Origin of the sequence: Corynebacterium alimapuense (assembly GCF_003716585.1) — a bacterium.
GTDB lineage: Bacteria > Actinomycetota > Actinomycetes > Mycobacteriales > Mycobacteriaceae > Corynebacterium > Corynebacterium alimapuense.
The window spans coordinates 16,054-36,198 of record NZ_PTJO01000004.1 but is presented as its reverse complement, the minus strand read 5'-3'; the positions used below and the strand labels follow the sequence as shown (position 1 = coordinate 36,198).

General features: G+C 56.5%; 15 protein-coding genes and 1 tRNA gene. 12 read left to right on the top strand and 4 right to left on the bottom strand.

Going from position 1 to position 20,145, the window contains the following annotated elements; all coding sequences use genetic code 11:
* Positions 1–2: 2 nt before the first annotated feature.
* The 5 genes from C5L39_RS05320 (at position 3) to C5L39_RS05300 (ending at position 10,172) form a co-directional block, all read left to right on the top strand.
* Positions 3–3,047: an ATP-dependent DNA helicase gene (locus C5L39_RS05320; protein WP_123047869.1), complete on the top strand. Its 3,045-nt coding sequence runs from the start codon at positions 3–5 to the stop codon at positions 3,045–3,047.
* Positions 3,040–6,264: an ATP-dependent helicase gene (locus tag C5L39_RS05315; protein WP_123047868.1), complete on the top strand. Its 3,225-nt coding sequence runs from the start codon at positions 3,040–3,042 to the stop codon at positions 6,262–6,264. Before C5L39_RS05320 ends, C5L39_RS05315 begins: the two co-directional genes overlap by 8 nt.
* Positions 6,265–6,313: 49 nt before the next feature.
* Positions 6,314–7,384 (top strand): potassium channel family protein, encoded by a 1,071-nt coding sequence (locus C5L39_RS05310; RefSeq protein ID WP_123047867.1) that lies wholly within the window; start codon positions 6,314–6,316, stop codon positions 7,382–7,384.
* Between the two features lie 137 nt (positions 7,385–7,521).
* Complete coding sequence (locus C5L39_RS05305) at positions 7,522–8,130, top strand: NAD(+) diphosphatase (protein ID WP_245974903.1); 609 nt, start codon at positions 7,522–7,524, stop codon at positions 8,128–8,130.
* Complete coding sequence (locus C5L39_RS05300; protein WP_123047865.1) at positions 8,127–10,172, top strand: ATP-dependent DNA helicase UvrD2; 2,046 nt, start codon at positions 8,127–8,129, stop codon at positions 10,170–10,172. Before C5L39_RS05305 ends, C5L39_RS05300 begins: the two co-directional genes overlap by 4 nt.
* A 3-nt stretch (positions 10,173–10,175) precedes the next feature.
* Here C5L39_RS05300 and C5L39_RS05295 read toward each other — a convergent pair whose 3' ends face one another.
* Entirely contained in the window at positions 10,176–11,015 is an 840-nt protein-coding gene (locus C5L39_RS05295; RefSeq protein ID WP_126268732.1) for a hypothetical protein, read from the bottom strand.
* A gap of 55 nt (positions 11,016–11,070) precedes the next feature.
* Between C5L39_RS05295 and C5L39_RS05290 the strand changes: the two genes are divergently transcribed.
* Positions 11,071–11,574, top strand: coding sequence for a M48 family metallopeptidase (locus C5L39_RS05290; RefSeq protein WP_123047863.1), 504 nt, complete (start codon positions 11,071–11,073; stop codon positions 11,572–11,574).
* 36 nt (positions 11,575–11,610) lie between these two features.
* Here the strand turns inward: C5L39_RS05290 and C5L39_RS05285 are convergent, their stop codons facing one another.
* Complete coding sequence (locus C5L39_RS05285; RefSeq protein ID WP_123047862.1) at positions 11,611–13,020, bottom strand: zinc-dependent metalloprotease; 1,410 nt, start codon at positions 13,018–13,020, stop codon at positions 11,611–11,613.
* A gap of 81 nt (positions 13,021–13,101) precedes the next feature.
* Between C5L39_RS05285 and C5L39_RS05280 the strand changes: the two genes are divergently transcribed.
* Positions 13,102–14,163 carry a YlbL family protein gene (locus C5L39_RS05280; RefSeq protein ID WP_245974902.1) on the top strand — a complete coding sequence of 354 codons (1,062 nt, stop codon included), beginning with the start codon at positions 13,102–13,104 and terminating at the stop codon, positions 14,161–14,163.
* Here C5L39_RS05280 and C5L39_RS05275 read toward each other — a convergent pair.
* Together C5L39_RS05275 and C5L39_RS05270 are read right to left on the bottom strand one after the other, a co-directional pair.
* Positions 14,160–14,831 carry a hypothetical protein gene (locus C5L39_RS05275; RefSeq protein WP_425453851.1) on the bottom strand — a complete coding sequence of 224 codons (672 nt, stop codon included), beginning with the start codon at positions 14,829–14,831 and terminating at the stop codon, positions 14,160–14,162. The two genes, C5L39_RS05280 and C5L39_RS05275, sit on opposite strands and share 4 nt — an antisense overlap.
* Before the next feature lie 17 nt (positions 14,832–14,848).
* Positions 14,849–15,418, bottom strand: a complete 570-nt coding sequence (locus tag C5L39_RS05270; protein ID WP_123047860.1) for a PPA1309 family protein — start codon at positions 15,416–15,418, stop codon at positions 14,849–14,851.
* A gap of 91 nt (positions 15,419–15,509) precedes the next feature.
* Here C5L39_RS05270 and C5L39_RS05265 point away from each other — a divergent pair, with 91 nt between their 5' ends.
* From C5L39_RS05265 to C5L39_RS10710, 5 genes are all read left to right on the top strand, one after another.
* Positions 15,510–18,470 carry a UPF0182 family protein gene (locus tag C5L39_RS05265; RefSeq protein ID WP_123047859.1) on the top strand — a complete coding sequence of 987 codons (2,961 nt, stop codon included), beginning with the start codon at positions 15,510–15,512 and terminating at the stop codon, positions 18,468–18,470.
* Positions 18,471–18,620: 150 nt separating this feature from the next.
* Positions 18,621–18,694, top strand: a tRNA-Met gene (locus C5L39_RS05260).
* A gap of 171 nt (positions 18,695–18,865) precedes the next feature.
* Positions 18,866–19,045 carry a hypothetical protein gene (locus C5L39_RS10650; protein ID WP_126268731.1) on the top strand — a complete coding sequence of 60 codons (180 nt, stop codon included), beginning with the start codon at positions 18,866–18,868 and terminating at the stop codon, positions 19,043–19,045.
* A 358-nt stretch (positions 19,046–19,403) separates the two neighbouring features.
* Positions 19,404–19,583 (top strand): hypothetical protein, encoded by a 180-nt coding sequence (locus C5L39_RS05255; RefSeq protein WP_123047858.1) that lies wholly within the window; start codon positions 19,404–19,406, stop codon positions 19,581–19,583.
* A gap of 120 nt (positions 19,584–19,703) precedes the next feature.
* The gene (locus tag C5L39_RS10710) at positions 19,704–19,844 is read left to right on the top strand and encodes a hypothetical protein (RefSeq protein ID WP_165857987.1); all 141 of its coding nucleotides are present in this window, start codon (positions 19,704–19,706) and stop codon (positions 19,842–19,844) included.
* Positions 19,845–20,145 lie beyond the last annotated feature (301 nt).

Here is a 20,145-nt window from a genome sequence, read left to right as displayed (position 1 = left end):
ACATGAGCTCAGCGTTGCCCACTCCTCAGGTCGGGCTTGTCCCGCGTCGTCGTGATCTATCCGTTCGTGATTGGCAGATGCCGTTGCCGGAATCCGGCACTTGGCGGGTGCGCGGACCTGCAGGTTCTGGCGTGACCAGTCTGCTCATCGATACGGTGGTACAGCAGGTCAAAGGTGGTGTTGATCCATCTGGAATCCTCGTGGTAGCCAGCTCAAAGGAAACCGGTGGACGCATCCGCCGGGAACTGACTGATCGGCTGTCCGAGACCGGATTCGCCTCTGCATCTTCTCTCGTGCGCTCGGTGCACTCACTGGCTTTTGCACTATTGCGTGCCAGTTCTGAGGAACCAGTACGCCTAATTACTGGTGCGGAACAAGACGCCGTGATTAGAGAGCTCTTGGCCGGGCAAGCTGCCGATGGCCGTGGTGGCTGGTCCGCAGAGCACCGCCCAGCGTTGAACTTTGTCGGCTTCGCCCGGCAACTGCGTGACTTTTTACTGCGCTCCGTGGAGCGCGGTTTGTCCCCAGAAGATCTCGAGGGTCTTGGCCGCCAGTACAACCTCCCAGTGTGGACCGCCGCCGGTGGGTTCTTGCGTGAATACGAACAGACCATGGCTTTGTCGGGGGCAGCAAGTTACACCAGCTATTCAGCCTCCGAACTGGTCACTGCGGCCTTGTCTCGGCCGATTGAGTCTGCCTGGCACACCATTGTGGTTGATGACGCTCAACACTTGGATCCGAAATCAGCTGAACTGATCTCAGAACTTATTCCCAGTGCCAAGCTGGTGGTTATCGGGGGAGATCCCGAGCAATCGATTTTCCACTTCCGCGGTGCCTCATCGGCATTTCTTCGCCAGTTCCCGGCTGATCAGGAGATTCAACTGAGCACCAGCCGCCGGCAGCCAGATCGCCGCGCGGTGGTGGTTGATTCCCGTACCACCCAGCTTGCCTTGATCGCCGATACTGCCCGGCGCGCGCACCTGCTCGAGGGTGTTGCCTGGTCTGATATTGCCGTAGTGGTGCGCTCGGTCGGTCAGATTGCTGCGGTTCGGCGTTCACTATTGGCAGCAGGGGTGCCGGTTCATCTCAACCCGACTGATGTGGTGCTTTCTGAACAGCGGATTGTGGCCAACCTTTTGCTGGGTATTCGGGCGCTCACCGAGGAGCTCTCCGCCAGCGAACTCAATGATCTTTTGCTCGGGCCGATCGGTGGAGCTGATCCGGTTACTCTGCGTCGACTGATTCGTGGTTTGCGCCGGTTTGATCCGGAGACCAGAGGCATCGATACCCTGCGGACATTGTTGGACACAGAGGTGCAGCTGCCTGATTTTGGTGAGAAAATCACCGCACGTGAGGAGCAGATCCTACTGCGCATTCGTGGCGTCTTAGAATCCGGGCATAAGGCACTGGCAGCAGGCGGCAGTGTGGAAGAAACTCTCTGGGCAGTCTGGTCAGCTACCGGGCTAGCGGACCATCTACTCGCGGCCTCCCTGCGTGGTGGCGTGACAGGTTCCCAAGCGGACCGTGACTTGGATGCAATGATGTCGCTATTCGACGCCGCTGGTGACTTCGTGGAGCGCCGCCCCACCGGCAGCATCCACGGCTTCCTTAGTCATATCACCGATCAGGAGCTGCCAACGGGCGTGCGCGACCGGCGTTCAGCAGTCCCGGATGCAGTCACTCTAGTCACCGCTCATGGCACGGTAGGAAGCCAATGGGGGACTGTCATCGTCGTTGGAGTCCAAGAGGGTGAATGGCCATCATTGGGAGAAACTGGTTCCCTGTTTGAACAGGAAACTCTCGTCGATCTTATCGACGACGGCATCCTTCCGGGCGTCCCTGTCTCGCATACTGCCGATCGGCTTCGGGAAGAACGCCGGTTATTCCACGTGGCTACGAGTCGGGCTACGGATACTCTCCTGGTTACCGCAGTTCATGCCCCAGACGCCGATGAAGTCACCGAACCTTCCCGTTTTCTGGATGAGTTTTGCCGGCAGTATTCGGTCCAGAAAGAAAACTACGCACCCGATCCAGGAGCACCGAAGGGTGAGTACACCCCGCTGCGGGTACGAGTGCTTTCGGTTCCCTCGCTTTTAGCAGAACTAAGAACCACGGTGTGTAATCCCCAGGCTCGTTCTGATGAGCGCGACCAAGCCGCTAGGCAACTCGCCCGTCTCGCCATTGCCGGAGTACCCGGTGCGGATCCAGAGCAGTGGTGGACTACCACTAATCCTTCAGTGATGGAGCCGCTTAAGGGCGCTGAAGCGCTCTCGCCCTCCCGGATCGAAGGGTTGTTGGCTTGTCCTCTGAGAGAGGTCCTCAAACGGTTGATTGAGGAAGAACAAACCCCAGCGGCGTTGACCCGTGGCTCCCTGGCACATGCCTACTTAGAGGCGATTGGGCGCGGCGTCGATAAGCAGCAGGCCGCGGAGCTAACCATGGCTGCTTTCGTAGACATTCAGAATGATCCGCAGTGGCGGGCGGCAGCGGAACAAGAGAAGTTCTCCACGTTGCTCGAGCGAACGAGCCGGTGGGTTGAGGAGTCTCGCTCGAGTTTTACCCAGGCTGGGGTAGAGATGGACCTTGATGTTGAGGTGATTGGGGGAGTGCGCATCCGCGGCCGAATGGACCGTCTTGAGAAAGATCAAGCCGGGGAACATTGGGTGGTTGATCTCAAGACCGGGGCGACAGCAATCAGCCAAAAAGCCACCGATGAGCATGCCCAGTTAGCCGCCTATCAGTTGGCGTTGAGTCGCGGCGCATTCAATGGGGAAAAGATCACCGATCCGAAACCAGGACAAGAACCTCTAACCGTAGGTGGCGGAGTACTCGTCTACCCGGGGAGTACGACCAAGAAGATATCTACCCGGGAGCAAGCCCGACGCAGTCCTGAACAGCTCGCTGAGTTCGCCACGCACTTGCCTGGGTTGGCCGCTGAACTGCGCAGTGCGACCCTGACCGCCCGCGTCAATGACAGCTGCGATCGCTGCCCAGTAAGAAACCTCTGTCCCGTTCAACCCGAAGGAAAGACCACTATCCATGCGTAAGACTTCCCCGGAACTCCTGTCGAAGTACCTGGGACAGGCACATGGTCCCACTCGTCAGCAGTCAGCGATTATCGGCGATCAACCAGGCCCGTTGTTAGTGGTAGCGGGTGCTGGAGCAGGCAAGACCGAAACAATGGCCGCCCGAGTGGTGTGGTTGGTGGCTAATGGCTTAGCCGAGCCTGACCAGATCTTGGGACTGACATTCACTCGAAAAGCCGCCCAGGAACTTGGCCGACGCATTCGCAACCGCTTGGAAACCTTGGCTGGCATCGAAGCTATTCGGGACATTGATCCCAGTGGCAAGCTAGCGGAATCTTTGACTACCATCGCGCCGACGGTTTCTACCTATGATGCCTATGCCGGGCAGCTGATTCGGGAACACGGGCTACTAGTGCCGGTAGAGCCAGCTGGCCGTTTGATTACTAAGGCCGATCTCTATGCCATTGCCCATCAGGTGGTCACTGATTACCGCGGGGTGCTCACCGCTGGGCAATCGGTGGGCTCAGTCACCGAGAATCTCATCTCACTGATCGACGAGATGAATAACCAGGTCATGACTCCTGAGCAGATTGCCTCTGAGACCCAGGACTTTTTGCGCTTGCTCGAAGATATGCCGAAGGGACCCAAGCAGCGGGTGCAGGATTACACCGGCACGGTGCAGGGATGGATCAATAAACAGAAAGTCCGCTTAGATTATCTTCCGCTCGTCGAGCAGCTGCGCGCGGAATTGAGCAGTCGGGGGATGATCACTTTCAATGAGCAGATGTCCGTGGCTGCCCGGCTCGCCAGTGAACATCCCCAAGTTGGAGCTAGCCAACGCAGGCGCTACCGCGTGGTCATGCTCGATGAGTATCAAGACACCTCTCATTCCCAGCGGGTGCTTCTGGCTAGTTTGTTTGGCACGAGCGAGGAAGGGCTGACCGTGACCGCAGTGGGTGACCCCATGCAGTCGATCTACGGTTGGCGTGGAGCTACCGCGGAAAACCTGGCCGCTTTCGTCGATGATTTTCCGGCAGGCGCAGCTCCAGCGCCCAAACGTGAGCTGACTATTTCTTGGCGTAATCCGCCAGAAATTCTCACTCTGGCTAATGCAGTATCTACTCAAGTCCTAGGCTCAGGATCAGGCCGGGCGGTGGCCGAACTCGAACCGAAGCCAGAAGCCGCGCCGGGCACCGTCTCCCTGGGATTTTATGCAGATCCAGCTGATGAAATTGCCTTTGTTGCCGATACCCTCGCACGGGAGTTTCAGGCGAAAAAGCACCAAGGTGAAGTATTCACCGGTGCGGTCCTGCTGCGGAAAAACCGGCATGCCATCGATATTGCGCAGGCACTAGCTGAACGGGAGATCCCCTACGAGATTGTCGGTCGGGGCGGTCTATTGCAGGTCCCGGAAGTAGCCGACATCGTCGCCTTGGCCACCATGCTCATCCGTCCCCAAGATACTCCGGCCGCACTGCGGATACTATCCGGGCCATTAGTGGGTCTAGGCCTACAAGATCTCATCGCGCTGGGCGCGAGAGCGCGGAATCTCGCCGGACGTTCGGCCCGGATTGAGCACCCAGAACAACCCCTGGAGCGTTTGCAATCTCAGTTGGCGGAGCTGACGGCGGGGCCACCCGATCAGGTAGTCGGCCTCACCGATGCGATTGCTGATTTGGGAGAACGATCTCGCTATTCCGAAGAAGGTGTCCATCGCCTGGAACTGCTCTCCGCTCGTCTGCGTCGACTGCGGACCAACAGCTTGGGCAAGTCTCTGTCGGACCTTTTTGCGGATATCGAAAATACCTTTGGAGTGCGCACCGAGGTATTAGCCCGAGGAGATAGTGCCGGAGCAGTACACCTTGATCGTTTGGCAGATGTCGTAGCTGGATACTTCGGCGACAGCCTAGAAGGGCTGCTCGACTTCTTCCAATTGGCTGAAGAACACGAGGACGGATTAGCTCCAGGCGAGGTCGTAGTGCGCTCCGATCGGGTGCAGATTCTCACCGCACATAAGGCAAAGGGGCTTGAATGGGATGTGGTCTGCGTGCTGCATGCAGACTCCGGGACGTATCGGGCGACCGCTTCGACGTTCTTGACTAATGAGACCAGAGTTCCGGATCCAGAGTTTGATGCCACTGCGGCCGAAGACCGGAAAGAATTCGAAGACCTGGCCAAAGGGACTAAAGCGAGTAAATCAGCAGAGGCAACGCCAGGCTATCTCGGTGAGCGACGAGAGGCTGAAGCACAAGAAGCCACCCGTTTGTTCTATGTTGCGATCACCCGTTCCGAGCGAGTCTTGACCGTCACTGGCTCGCGACTGAACGCTAAATCAGAACCCTATGTCCATCTTGCGGAGCTAGCAGAGCTGGCACCAGAGTCTGTCATCACCTGGGAGGAAGGTCTCGGAGAAGCTGGCGCAGAAGAGGAGGACCTCGCACAGCAACCGGATAGTGGTCGCTTTCCCAACCTCCAGGCCAGCCCTGCTGCCTTGGACGGAGCCGCACTAGTACGTGCGGCGATGGTAGAACCAGCAACGGCCTCTGCTGGTGAGACCTTTGAGTTTTGGGAAGCAGAGACTAGCGCGTTGATCGAGGAACACGTGGCGTTGTCCGCACCTGTGGTCGAGGTTGAATTACCCGGAGAACTCACTGCCACCGACCTAGTGGCGCTGCGGGCAGACCCAGCGCAATTCGCTCGACGCCAGCGGCGCCCGGTGCCTTTCAAACCCAATACTTATGCCAAGCGGGGCACGGAGTTTCACCTGTGGTTGGAGGAGCATTTTGGCGGTGGCGCCCTATTGGACGAGAACCAATTGCCCGGTATTGATGAAGAAGTAGTCAATTCTGAGGAACTAGAGACTCTCAAGAAGGCATTCGTGGACAGCCCATGGCATAGCCGCACCCCGGCATTTGTGGAAGAGCCATTCGAAGTGAGCTTGGGCGATGTCGTAGTTCGCGGTCGCATGGATGCCATCTTCCGAGACCCAGATGATCCCACCGGTTGGATCATCGTCGATTGGAAGACCGGACGCACTCCCACTGGACCGGATCGGCGGGCCGCAATCATCCAGCTAGCGGTGTACCGGGAAGCCTGGTCAAGGATCATCGGCACTGGAGAATCAGTACGAGCGGCCTTCCATTATGTTGCCGCAGGGGAGACCCTAGAACCGAAAGATCTGCCCGATCATGCGGAATTGGTAGCGCTGCTGGAGTCTTCCACGCATGCGAACCGCTAGGGTTGGCGCGTGAAGAATTTTTCCCCGCATCTCGGAGAAGGAAAGAGCCATGAGTGATCAGGATCGTGCGGGGGCCCGCGGTAATACCGGGCTCAGCAGCCTGCCTGTCCATGCACTGCTGGGAATTATTAGTATTCCCGGCGCGCCGGCATCGAGCCCCTGGTCGCTGATTGGTCGCCGAGTGCTCTACGCTTTCGCACTATTGTTTATCGTGGCGTTGATCGTCTATGTGGACAAAGGCGGATATTCCGAGGACCTGACGTTTATTGACGCCTTCTATTACTCGGCGGTATCGCTGTCAACCACCGGCTACGGTGATATCACCCCAGTCACTCAGTCTGCTCGACTAGTCAACATTGTCATCATCACACCGATCAGGATCGCCTTCGTTATCCTCTTGGTCGGTACAACTCTGTCGGTGCTTACCGAAGATTCCCGCAAGTCACTGCAGATCCAGCGCTGGAGGAAGAACGTGCGCAACCACACCATTGTTATCGGTTATGGGACCAAAGGCCGCTCGGCGGTATCCGCCCTGTTGGCTGACGGAGTCCCGGCCAACCAAATCGTCATCGTGGATAATGACAAGGCCGTCTTAGCCAGAGCGGAAAACCAAGGACTGGTGACCGTTTATGGCAATGCCACCCGGGCCGAGGTACTCAAGATCGCCGGAGTTACTAGGGCTCGTGCGGTGGTCATCGCCCCAAGCCAGGACGATACGGCTGTCCTGGTGACGCTGTCAGTCCGTGAGATCGCACCGTCTGCAATGATCGTGGCCAGTGTGCGCGAATCAGAGAATCAACACCTACTAGAACAATCTGGCGCAGATTCCGTAGTCATTTCCTCGGAGACCGCAGGCCGGCTACTCGGATTGGCTACCGTAACCCCACCGGTGGTGGAAATGATGGAAGACCTGCTCAGCCCTGACGAAGGATTCTCGGTAGCTGAGCGGCCCGTCGCCGAAGATGAAGTCGGAGCAAACCCCCGGCACCTAGCCGATATTGTTCTGGGATTGGTGCGCTCCGGAGAGCTCTATCGCATCGATTCCCCTGAATCTGAGACCGTCGAACCCGGTGACCGGCTCCTGTATATCCGGAGGGTGACCGGGGAAGAAGTGAAGTGACCGTGAGTAGGTTCCTGCCAGTGGGCCAGCATGGTGCTGTTCCCGTTGATAGTGCAGGTAATCCTCTCTATCTGGCTGCACCACCTGACCCTAGTGGTACGACTGTTCGGGTCCTAACTGATTTATGGGCGGTGCGAGTGAGCACCACCTATGCGGAGAAACTAGCCGCTAGCCATTCCGGCGGTCTTCGCAACGCTCGGTATTTTGGACACGACCGGATCGTTTCCCGTGCTATTTCCTTGTTAAGGCACCGAGAAGGCATGTATTTCGACCCAGTTGACGCTACTGCGCTGACCTTCGATGACGATGGGGTCACTGCACGCGGCGGCGGTGGCAGAGAAATCTATCCCAGAGTCGATCCGGCGGTGATCGGGCTGATTGAATTGCGTGGCCAGGAACGAATTTTGCTCGGTCGCAACGCTCATCGCAGTGCCTATTTCTCATTAATAGCTGGCTATGTGGAGCTAGGGGAGAACCTGGAAGAAGCATTCACCAGGGAAGCACTGGAAGAAACTGGTCGGCGAGTCCAGAACATCACCTATTGGGGCAGTCAACCTTGGGCTATGAGTGGTTCTTTGATGGCCGGGTTTACCGCGGTCACCGATGATCGAGAACCAGTAACCACAACAGATGGCGAGTTAGCAGAGACTCGTTGGGCAAGCCGGGCCGATCTCGATGATCTTGCTCTTGCTCAACCCGGTTCCATCGCTCATACGATGATTACAGAATGGAGGAATGCTCAGTGATCAACCTCAACGATCTAGACGATGATCAGCGTGCAGCGGCCACCGCTCCGCGTGGTCCCGTGTGCATCCTCGCCGGAGCCGGAACCGGTAAAACCCGCACAATTACCTACCGGATCGCGCACCTGATCGACCGCGGCCTCATCAGCCCCAACCGGGTATTGGCCGTAACTTTCACTTCCCGTGCAGCTGGCGAGATGCGCCATCGGCTTTCGCTCATGGGCGTCGGCGGGGTGCAGGCTCGGACTTTCCACGCTGCGGCGCGACGCCAGTTGGCTTACTTCTGGCCGCAGGTCGCAGGTGACCTGCCCTGGAAGCTGGTAGACAATAAATTTCCCCTAGTGGGCAGGGCGGCCCGAGGGATCGGGATCGAATCATCTAAAGAAAATGTGCGGGATCTCCTCGGTGAGATCGAATGGGCCAAAGCAAGTCTGATTTCTCCGGATGAATACCCCGGACGGATGGCGCTTTCTGCCCGCACTCCGCCGGTAGCGGCAGAGAAGGTCGCAGAGGTCTATCGCCGCTATGAAGCAGCTAAGACTACCCAGGACGGCATGCTCCTAGACTTTGATGACCTGCTGTTGCACGTCGCCGGAGCCTTGGAAAAAGCCCCTGGTGTGGCAGAAGAATTCCGTGAGCAATACCGCACCTTTGTCGTCGACGAGTACCAGGACGTCACCCCACTCCAACAGCGAGTCTTGAACGCCTGGCTCGGCGATCGAGACGATCTGACTGTCGTTGGTGATGCCAACCAGACGATCTATTCCTTCACCGGAGCTACTCCGAATTTTCTGCTAGATTTCTCACGAACCTACGACCACGCAGTGGTGACCAAACTCCAGCGTGACTACCGTTCCACCCCGCAGGTGACGGATTTGGCCAACACCGTCATTGCCCAGGCCGCAGGCCGGGTGGCTGGTACCCGTCTGGAATTACAAGGCATGCGCCCAGCAGGGCCCCCACCGGTCTTTGAAACCTATGACGACGAACCCACAGAGGCCCGCGAGATAGCGGGAAAAATCCTGAGCCTGATTGATAACGGAACCCCTGCCAGTGAGATAGCTGTGCTCTACCGGATCAACGCACAGTCTCAAGTATTTGAACAAGCATTGGCAGATGCCGGCATTATTTACCAAGTTCGAGGCGGTGAAGGATTCTTTAATCGAGCGGAGATTCGTCAGGCAGTTAGTGAACTAGTTCGAGTAGCTCAACGCACCGATCTACCTGATGCACCAGTTGCAGTGACTAAGGCTGCTCTAGCACCGCTAGGGTTGACCCCCACTGAACCTGAGGGCGCTCAGGCACGCGAACGCTGGCAGTCTTTGGTTGCGCTGGTGGAGTTGGTGGAAGAGCTCGTTCGAGCGACCCCAGATCTAGATATGCCAGGGCTATTGCAAGCATTGAAACAGCGTGCTGATTCCAAACACCCGCCGACGGTAGAAGGAGTTACTCTCGCCAGCCTCCATGCAGCCAAAGGACTGGAATGGGACGCAGTATTTCTCGTCGGACTAGTAGAAAACACTCTCCCGATTAGCCACGCCATTAAGGCCGGCGATCACCAGGTAGAGGAAGAAAGACGCCTGTTCTATGTCGGGGTTACCCGCGCCAGGCAATACCTGCATCTGTCCTGGGCGATGGCCAGACAAGAAGGTGGGCGAAAGTCCCGTTCTCAGAGTCGATTCCTGGATGGAATTGCTCCAGTACAGAAACCAGAAGTCATCCCAGCTCGCTCAGCTCGCTCACGTCGTTGCCGGGTCTGTGGACAAGGACTAGCCACCCCAGCAGACAAAGTTCTTGGCCGACACGAGGACTGTCCCGCAGGAGCTGATGCAGAGATATTCGAGACCTTACGTAGCTGGCGGGCTGATGCAGCTCGGGAGGCAAAAGTTCCCGCCTATATCGTGTTCTCTGATGCCACACTCATGGCGGTGGCTGAGGCGATGCCTTCAGATGAAGCTGAACTATTGGACGTCAGCGGTGTGGGCCCAGTCAAAGTCGACAGGTACGGCGAACAGCTGCTGGGTGTGCTGGATTCATTTCGCTAGTACTCATCGTGTTTGGTTAAAACTAAAACACACAGGACAACGTGGGTGAGTGGTCAAGGTGGCTCGGCTGGAGCTGCCAAATGGATCGACGTTAAGCAAGGACCCGGGAGCTAGCACGAGGTCTGCTACTCCAGCAGGACTAGGAATCTGCAATAAATTGAGCGCCCAGACTGCTAGTTGGGCAGCAGTAGCAGCAACTACCACCGCATCTGGGGTACTAGGACCACCTGGTAGCTGGGTGACCACCCGATGCCAGTAAGCATCGGTATCAGTGCGATGGAGATCAAGACACAGCGGGCAGGGGCCACGATCAGCTATCCGGACTGGACCGACCAGCCCTCGCCGGTCGATCACCGCACCTGGCAGCCAGGTGCGAGCAAAGCGGGTCAGCATTGGTGCCATTGCTTTGGCATGGGCGAGTCGATCGATGACAAGTACTGGAGCATTGACCTCCGCAGAGGCCAAATAGGAAAACTCGGATTCGCCCCGGATCGGGGAGCGGACCACCACTCCAGAGTTGCGGAGCACCGTCGAGGTGGTCTCCGCGAGTGGTCCGCGGCCTAATACGATGACAGAATGCTGCGCGCAAGGAATTAGTATCCGATAGGCCAGCAGATCATCGATCAGGCTCCGGGCGGCCTCAGCACTGAGGCCAGCAGTACATAGTCCACTGAGTAGTTCTGCCTGGCTACGTGGCCTATTGGCCGACAGTAGAGTGGCCACGATCATTGGTGCATGGGTCGTTTCGATGATGCCCGCACGAGTGGCATCGAGGCCGAATTGGACGGCGTCTCTCCCGCGCAGGAACACATGTGTACCCCGTGCTAGTTGTAATTCAGTCATCCCCTCACCCACATCCCCTCCCGCAGGTATGAGACCACAGATACAATCCCGTGTCATGCCATCCGAGATTGAGGTCATCCGCTCATCGCGTCGAACCCGCACCGTAGGAGCACGCATTATCGGAGACAAGATCGTCGTCCGTATTCCGGCACGAATGTCCGCGACAGATGAGGAAGCAGCAGTAGCTGAGATCGTGGCTAAGGTGCGTAAGAAGGCCTCCTCTACGAGGAGCTCAGATGATCAATTAATAGCGCGTGCACACGAACTTAACGCACGCGTATTGGAAGGACGTGCCACGATCGGGTCTATTCGGTGGGTGGGCAATCAACACAATCGTTGGGGATCATGCACCATCTCTACCGGGGATATTCGAATCACCGATCGATTGCAGCAGGTCCCTGACTATGTGCTCGATGCTGTGCTTATTCATGAACTGACCCACACCTTCATCCCTGGCCATGGCGCAGACTTTTGGGATTGGGCAGATCGGGCGCCTTGCGCTGAGCGAGCCAAAGGCTACCTTGAGGCCTATCAACGCTTTGGACCCGCCGGGCAGTAGTAGCCAGGCGGGCCCAAAAGGTATTAGATCTGCAGGTTAGCGGTTAGCGTCGCCCTCAGGGTCATCATTGGAGTCTTGATCATCATCGGCTTCTTTGCCCTCGTCGGAACTGCTAGATTCTCCGCGCAGCATCTCTTCGAGCTTGGCGAATTCCTCATCGAATTCATCGGAGCCACCATCATCGAGCAAGCTGTCGATGAATTCAGCAGAATTATCTAGGTGCTCAGCGGAGGGCAGGAAGTCCGGGTGCTCCCAGATCTTGTCGCGGCGTTGCTGCCCGACGGCCGTGTCCACGCGGCGCCACAACTCCGCGGCCTCGGCGACCTTGGGTGCGGAGAACTCGATGCCGACGATCTTGGCAAAGGCATGCTCGGCGGAACCGCCGGTAGCGCGCCGACGACGCCACGCCTCAGTCATCGCGACGGTGGAGGGGATGCGCTCGGCCATGGCCACTGTGACCACATGCTCGACCCAGCCCTCGACGAGTGCCAAGAGAGTTTCCAGACGTGAGACTGCATTGGCGTTGCGGGAGGTGATTCGCGGGGAAAGATCCATGCCTTGGAGTCGGGACATCGCATCTTGGATGGCTGCCGGATCGCCGGACTCCAAGTTGAGCTCGCGAGTGGCTTCCTCAATATGTGAAGTATCGATGACTAGACCTGCGGCGTATTCCTCCACAGAAGAGACCAGTTGCTCTACTAGCCATGGCACATGGCGGTAGAGACGCTGGCGGGCAGTCTCTCGCGCAGCGATGTAGACCATGACGTCTTGATGGGGAATATTGAGATCAGAGGCTGCACGATTGATATTCGCGGGCAAGAGTGCGGTGACCTCAGCTGGAGCGACTGGAAGGCCGAAATCGGAACCGGTTAGAGCTTGTTTTGCTAAGTCGCCGAGTGCATTTCCCAATTGCATGCCGAAGTTCATTCCGGACATTTGGCCCATCATCTGCAACATCGGGCCCATCATCTCCCGGGCCTCTTCCGGCAGCGATTCCAATTGGGCTTCATTCATATGCTGGGCTACTGGCGTAACGAGACGCTGCCACATAGGCAGTGTTTCGGTTAGCCAATTCTCTGCATTCCATGCCACAACGCGGCCGGATGCAGTGGAAAGATCAGTGGCATCGTCCAGCCATAAATCCGCCAGCCTGGTGGCCTCTTGGACGGCAGTAAGCTCCTGCTGGGTGACTTCTGCTGATTGCCCGATCTGTTGGCGGGCGATCCGCTGAGCCAAGGAGTAGTTAACCGGATCGGGAGAATCTGAGGAGTTCATGGAAGAGCCCATGCCGGAGAGCATCTGCCCAAATTGGTTAAGCATATCGCCGAGCCCACCAGAGCCATTGGCACCGCCGAAGCCGAACGCACCGAAAGGGTTCTGGTCGCGGCGGCGATCATCGTCGTCGTCGTCATTGCCAAAGTTGAATCCGAATCCGCCTGAGTTCATGTGTCCAATCTACCGGTGATCGAGCCATCGAGGCCATGATGATGGCAACGCTGACAGCGAACACAGGTACCCTGGTTGTCCGTGACCAGAGCTAATCGTCGAATCAAAACCCTGGCCTGGGGAGCAGTCCCAGTCGTGGCGCTTGCCACGTTAGTGTCGGTGGACCATATCCCGGGTACAGAGATCTCTCTGACCGTGCCATTTGCTGCGGAGGGGCCCGGGCCGCTGTTTAATACGCTCGGCGACATCGATGACGTCCCAGTTATTGAGATCGAGGGCGAGACTGTCGATGAGGCTCAGGGTCAGCTGCAAATGACCACGGTGTCGGTCCGGAGCAATATGACCTTGGCCCAAGCGCTAGGACGCTGGCTAACCACAGATGACACCTTGGTCCCCATCGAGCAAGTATTTCCTCCGGATATGACCGAAGAGGAAATTCAGGTGTCCAACCAGGCGGCCTTCACCTCATCTGAAGCCGCGGCCACGGTGGCAGCAATGAACCATCTTGGGCGTCCGGTCGAGGTCATCGTTGTTGATTCGGTCGAAGGCTCTGCGGCCGCGGGGGTGATTCTTCCCGAGGACGTCATCGTGGAGGCAGACGGGCAGAATGTGGATTCGCCTGGCCAAGTTCAGGACATCGTTCGTGCCAAGGCACCTGGTGATGAACTGACTCTTACCCTTAATCGTGAGGGGGCCGAGATTGAGCAAACCATCACGCTAGGGGAGAGCTCCACCGAACCTGGAGTGCCAATGTTGGGGATTTTAATGGCCTCGGAGCCAACCGACGGGGTAGAGGTCTCTTATAACCTGCAAGATATTGGTGGACCTAGTGCTGGCATGATCTTCTCACTCGCGGTCATCGATAAGCTCTCGCCTGGTGAGCTCAACGGTGGACGTCATATCGCAGGCACCGGCACCATCGATGAAGATGGCACAGTCGGCCCCATCGGAGGCATCGTCCATAAAATCAATGCTGCTAATAGTGATGGGGTAGAGCTGTTTTTGGCCCCCGCAGCCAATTGCGCTGAAGCAATCAGCCGCGAACATGGAGAGATGGTCATCGCGCGCGTGGCCACCCTTGAGGATGCTATCGACGCGATGGCGGATTTCGACGCTGGCCGCGACGTTGAGGTGTGCTCCTAAGAAGCGCTCTCACTGGTAGTGGAAGCCACTGTGGAGGTTTCCTCAGTAGGAGTCTCCAGAGGAGTCTGGACTAGCCTCAGTTCATCGATCTTTTCCTCGGGGCTGACTTGGTCAGCAGAAACCAATTGCTGCATGACCAGGCCTTCATCGTTGTCGACGACCGTAATGACCGCCATGGTGCCCAGTGTCGACCAACCAACCACCCGCGAACCAGTGTCCTCGAGGACCTGAGAGCTGCGAAGCTCCGTCAGCAGCTGGGTGCTGGTGAGTGCTTTGGACATGGACTCGAAGAATTGGAACTGGCCAACCTCAGTGCCTGAGCATTCATAAGCATCATCGATGCCGCTGGGATGGCAAGAATCAAATTGCTCGAACAGAGATTCCGGAGCTAGCGAACCGAATACCTCGAATACCTCAGCGACATCAGAAGGTAGATTGTCTTCCTCAGCACTTGTCGTGGTGCTTTCGGAAGTGGGCTCCGTGGATTCCGTCGTAGACGAGGTCGTTGAGGTCTCCTGCGACGTGGAGGTAGCTGTGGCAGCGTCATCCTCATCGCTACCGCATGCGACGAGGCCGGCGCCCAGTACTAGGGTCGCCGCGATAGCAGAGAGTCTTTTAACAGGGGAGTGACGCACGACGGTAGGACTCCTAGGCAGCGAGGAAGACATCGGATATTCGAATGATTCTAGTCTAGAGAGTCTGGGTCCTGTTCGAGCCCATAACGCAAGGCTGCCAATACTCCAGGAGCCACGCCAGGTCCTCCGCGCAGCTCAATCCGGTCTTCCGCGAACGGCCCGTGCTCTTCCAACTCCTCATCGGTGGGACGAAGCTGCAGCAGTGTCACTTCGATGCCTTCTGCTCGGAGAACTCCGGAAAAAAGCCGTGCCGGCCGAGAATCAGGAAGACTAGCCTCGATGTCCTCATCTTCAAGGTCCTGGTCATTTCCAGCCGAAGCAGTGTCTCGGAAGTTGATCTCCTGCGCCAACACGACCCCTTCGATCTCTTGCGGCCATGTCAGGCGAGATAGGTAATCGCCGAGTTCATCGGAGCCGGGAAGAATGTGCTCTGGGAGTTCCTGGACCACCAAGGTCAGTGGGTTTGCATCATCTGGATCAGACAATTGATCGGCTAACAGGCTGGTGGGAACTAGTGCGAACAGTGTGGGCGAGGCTTCCCAGCCTTCCGCATGGACGAATTCGACGGCCTCAAGCATCGCAGTGTTTAACGCGGGGGAGGTGGACTCGGGTGCACTCATCGGTATTCCTTTTGGTCACGCAGGGGGGAAATTCTCTAGGGTAGGACAGTACACTGGCAAATTTCGAATAACTCATCATTAGGAGCAGGACTTGGCCACCGGCCTTTCGCAACCCTCGCCATCCGTTAACCGGCCACCTCGCGCACTGACCTGGATAATCGGTGTTATCGCACTACTATTTATCGCTGCTCCAGTGGCGGTTGGCTTCTACACCGACTGGCTGTGGTTTGGCGCCGTCGATTTCCGAGGCGTGTTCACCAAAGTTCTTGTGGCGCGCATCCTGCTCTTTATCATCTTTGCTCTAGTCGCAGGTCTGATTATTTGGCTTGCTGGCTATTTTACTTGGAAAAATCGGCCGGACACCCTCGAGCACATGGATCTCAACTCTCCGGTCCATCAATATCGGCAGGCTCTGGATAAATCTGTCCGAGTCCTGCTAGTAGGAGTTCCTTTCGTCGTTGCTTTGCTTGCCGGCTTTATCGGCCAGAGCACATGGCGCACGGTGATGATGCTTCTCAATAGTGAGAGCTTCGGCATTGATGATGCAACCTTCGGAAACGACCTTGGCTTCTATGCTTTCCAGCTGCCTGCGCTGCGTCTATTCATAGACACCTTGGCCATGCTCTTGGTATTGGCCTTCCTTATCGCCTTGGTTGGGCACTATTTGCTCGGCAGCATCAAGATCGGCAATAAGTCGATGGGTGTTGTTGGCTATGTCGCAGCTCCTGCGCGTATTCAGCTAGCAGTGACCGCTGGACTCTGGATGTTGCTGCAGGTGGCAACTTACTGGCTTGATCGCTATGACCTGCTTTATCAGGATCAGGGAACCTTTACCGGTGCTGGTTTCACAGATATCAACGCGGTCCTTCCGGCCAAGATCATCCTCATGGTTATCGCGGTATTTGTGGCGATGGCATTCTTCTCCGCGATCGTGCTCAAGGATCTTCGTATCCCCGCTCTGGCCGTGGTACTGATGCTGCTTTCCTCCTTCGTTATCGGGTTTGCTTGGCCACAGCTGATGGAACGCTTCTCCGTTCAGCCCAACCGTGCGGCTAAAGAATCCGAGTTCATCTCTCGCAATATCGAGGCCACGCGTGAGGCTTATGGGCTGACCGATGATGACGTGACTTATTTGGAAGATTGGAGCGATGACGGAGCTACCGATGACGAAGTAGCCGCTGATGAGGCGACTATTTCCAATATTCGTTTGCTTGATCCAGAGATCCTTTCTCCGACGTTCACGCAGATGCAGCAGCTGAGCAACTTCTATGGATTCCCAGAAACCTTGGCGGTAGACCGCTACGAGGTTGATGGGGAACTGCGCGACTTCGTCGTCGCAGCTCGTGAGCTAGACCCCAACGCGCTGCAGGACAACCAGCAGGACTGGATCAACCGCCACACGGTGTTTACCCACGGAAACGGTTTCGTTGCCGCCCAGGCAAACACCGTCGATGAGGCTGCTAGTGATGCTGGTTCCACTCGTGGTGGTTTCCCCGTGTTCACCGTCTCGGATCTGCAATCGAACGCGATTGCCGCTGAGAATGATGACGCTGAAGAACTGGGAATCAAGGTTGATCAGCCACGAATCTACTTTGGACCGGTCATCGCCTCGGCGACTGATGGTGCTGATTACTCCATCGTCGGCGATAACGGCACTGGCCCTGTGGAATATGACACTGACACCTCGTCCTTTACCTATGACGGTTCGGGCGGCGTGGACATTGGCAACGCCTTCAACCGGATGGCTTTCGCGCTGCGTTACCAAGAGATCAATTTGATTCTCTCCGACCGCGTCGGAGGTGACTCGGAGATCCTCTTCGACCGTGACCCGCGCGAGCGCGTCGAGAAGGTCGCTCCTTGGTTGACCACCGACTCCAAGACCTACCCCGCGGTTATCGATGGAAGCATCAAGTGGATCGTTGACGGTTACACCACACTGAGTGGATTGCCCTATTCGGAACAAACCTCTTTGACTGCTACCACCCAGGATGCTCTTAACCCTGATGGGACCACCCAGCGGCTGATTTCTGATGAGGTGGGCTATATCCGCAACTCGGTTAAGGCCACCGTCGATGCCTATGACGGCACCGTTGAACTCTACGAGTTTGATACTGAGGATCCCGTTCTTAAGGTGTGGGAGGGCATTTTCCCGGACACGGTCAATCCGGAAAGCGAGATCAGTGATGAGCTGCGTGAGCACTTGCGCTACCCGGAGGATATGTTCAAGGTTCAGCGAGAACTCCTCGCTCGCTACCATGTCAGCGATCCCTCGGTGTTCTTTACCAACGATGCGTTCTGGTCTGTGCCCGGCGATCCCACGGCACCTGAGGGGCTCCAAGAGCTCGCTCAGCCTCCGTACTATGTCGTTGCTGCGAACCCAGAGACCAATGAGTCCAGCTTCCAGCTGATCACTCCCTACCGTGGCCTCAACCGTGAGTTCCTTTCCGCACACATGGCGGCGAGTTCCGACCCTGACAATTACGGCGATATCACTGTTCGCGTGTTGCCGACCAATACGCAGACTCTAGGCCCGAAGCAGGCTCAGGACGCGATGATGTCTTCCGACCAAGTCGCGGCGGACCGAACGCTGTGGTCGGGTACCAACGATTTGCAAAACGGCAACTTGCTGACTCTTCCGGTTGGCGGGGGAGAGATCCTCTACGTCGAGCCGATTTACTCGCAGCGTAAGGACCAGGAATCAGCATTCCCGAAGCTGTTGCGCGTGTTGGTTTCCTACAAGGGTCGAGTTGGTTATGCGCCGACTACCTCGGAGGCACTGTCTCAGGTTGGAATTGATCCCCGAGCAGCACAAGACATCGCCGAAACCTCAACAGGTGATGATGATTTTGAGGTTGACACCGAAGCAGACATCCCCGAAGAAGACGTGAATGAGGAGACTGTCGATGAGGTCTCGGGCACCGAAGCTGAGGCGCTTGAGCGAATCAGTGAGGCACTTCAAGGCATCGAGACTGCCAAGGATGGATCCTTTGAAGACTACGGTCGTGCCCTCGATGAGCTCGACGCTGCAGTTGCTGAATTCCAGAGTTTCTAAAGCGTTCTAGCCGCTAGAGAAACTGCTTAGATATGGGTGATGACCTGGGGATTTGTGTTAATCTCCAGGTCTGCGTATAGTTTCAAATGTCGCCGAGAGAGACTGGTAAAACAGAGAGTATCGGCGAGGTGAAATTTAAATATCACCCGACGCGGGGTGGAGCAGTTCGGTAGCTCGCTGGGCTCATAACCCAGAGGTCGTAGGTTCGAATCCTGCCCCCGCTACTAAGAAGAAAAACTCCCATCAGGACATTGTCCTGATGGGAGTTTTTTATTTCCAACATGCTCATCCTTAACCTTTGAGCCTCGGCTCATGATGAATGAGCGACCATAGCTTTAATTGTTGCTGTACGAGGAGCTTCACGATCCCGGGGTATGTGGGGTTGCTAGTAATCCGTGAACAGGCTGGGCTTGGAATGCTCGACTTCTTTCGGGGGAGTAGCTGCGAACCGCCCCATTTGCCTCTTAGCGGTTCTGCTCTTAGCCGCCCTGGCAATGAGTCTTGGCGTGGCGCTGCGGGGCATGGCGGCCGTCCTGCGCCGCATCCTGATGGATGCCGGACCGTTGATTGGGTGAGCACTTGCCCGACAAGGAGGGTGCTGTCGGAGCATCTTCCGCTCTCGCCTTTGAACCTGATGAGAAGCGTATGGCCTGGCGAACTCTTGAGATAAGAATGCGGCTTCTTCGGTGAGGATTGATGGCACCTAGGAAGACTTCTGCCCGGATTGACCAGTAGGGCGGAAATGTCTTTTTTTAGGACAGCATATGAGCTGGTGGAAGGCACGAAGTGCGCAGTCTCCCGATCTTGACATGATCAGATTGTTTCCTGGATAAAGGTTTTATTAATGTTTGACACAGGATTTTATTATGCTAACTTAAGTACATTGGCAAGCTGAGGTGGTTTGCTCATTCGTATAGTGAAAGGCAAATATCCATGTCATCTGATGCTTTTGGCGCAGTCGCCGACCTTCTTCAGGGTGTCGTTAACCCGATCCTCAGTGCCTTCGATACTGGCCTATGGGAACTCTCAACTACCACCGTTCCTAACATGTGGGGCGCCGTTGTTGATTTTGGTCAAACCTCTAGCGCGTTCCTTGATGGCCTCTCTTCCTAGTCGTCTCAGGGAAGTAATTGAGCTCTTCTTGGGCTAGGTGGATCGGCCCCCTATCGTGCGGGTAGCGCGGCAGGGTTGGGAAGTATGATTTTTCGAACGTCTGATGAAAAGGAATCTTTAATGTCTTCTGAAATTTTTGAGACACTGACCGGTGCAATCGAGACCGTTGCCATTTTCGTGCACGAGACTTTTGAAAGTGCGCAAACTTGGGGCTCCTCTGCTGTTACCAGCGTGTGGGATGCTGCTACCTCTTCGAACTAATAGTTTGAAAGAAGTGATCATGCCTTGTGGGCGGGATCAGCAAGATAGCTCTCAGCTTTGGCTGGGGGCTATTTTCGTTATCTGCCGCGAGAGTCCGAGCATTGACTCATCTGAGTCTAGGTAGGGGCCATTAATTGCTGATCTGCTGGAACCTAAACAGTCCTTTGAGGCTTTTTGGGTTCAACTATCTCAGTGATTGAGCGTGATTTGAATAGCCCATCAAGTGAGCAGATTGCGTGATTAATCGATTAATCAACTAGGTAATAGCCCTTCTCGCACTTGACTTGGGCTTGCGATAGCC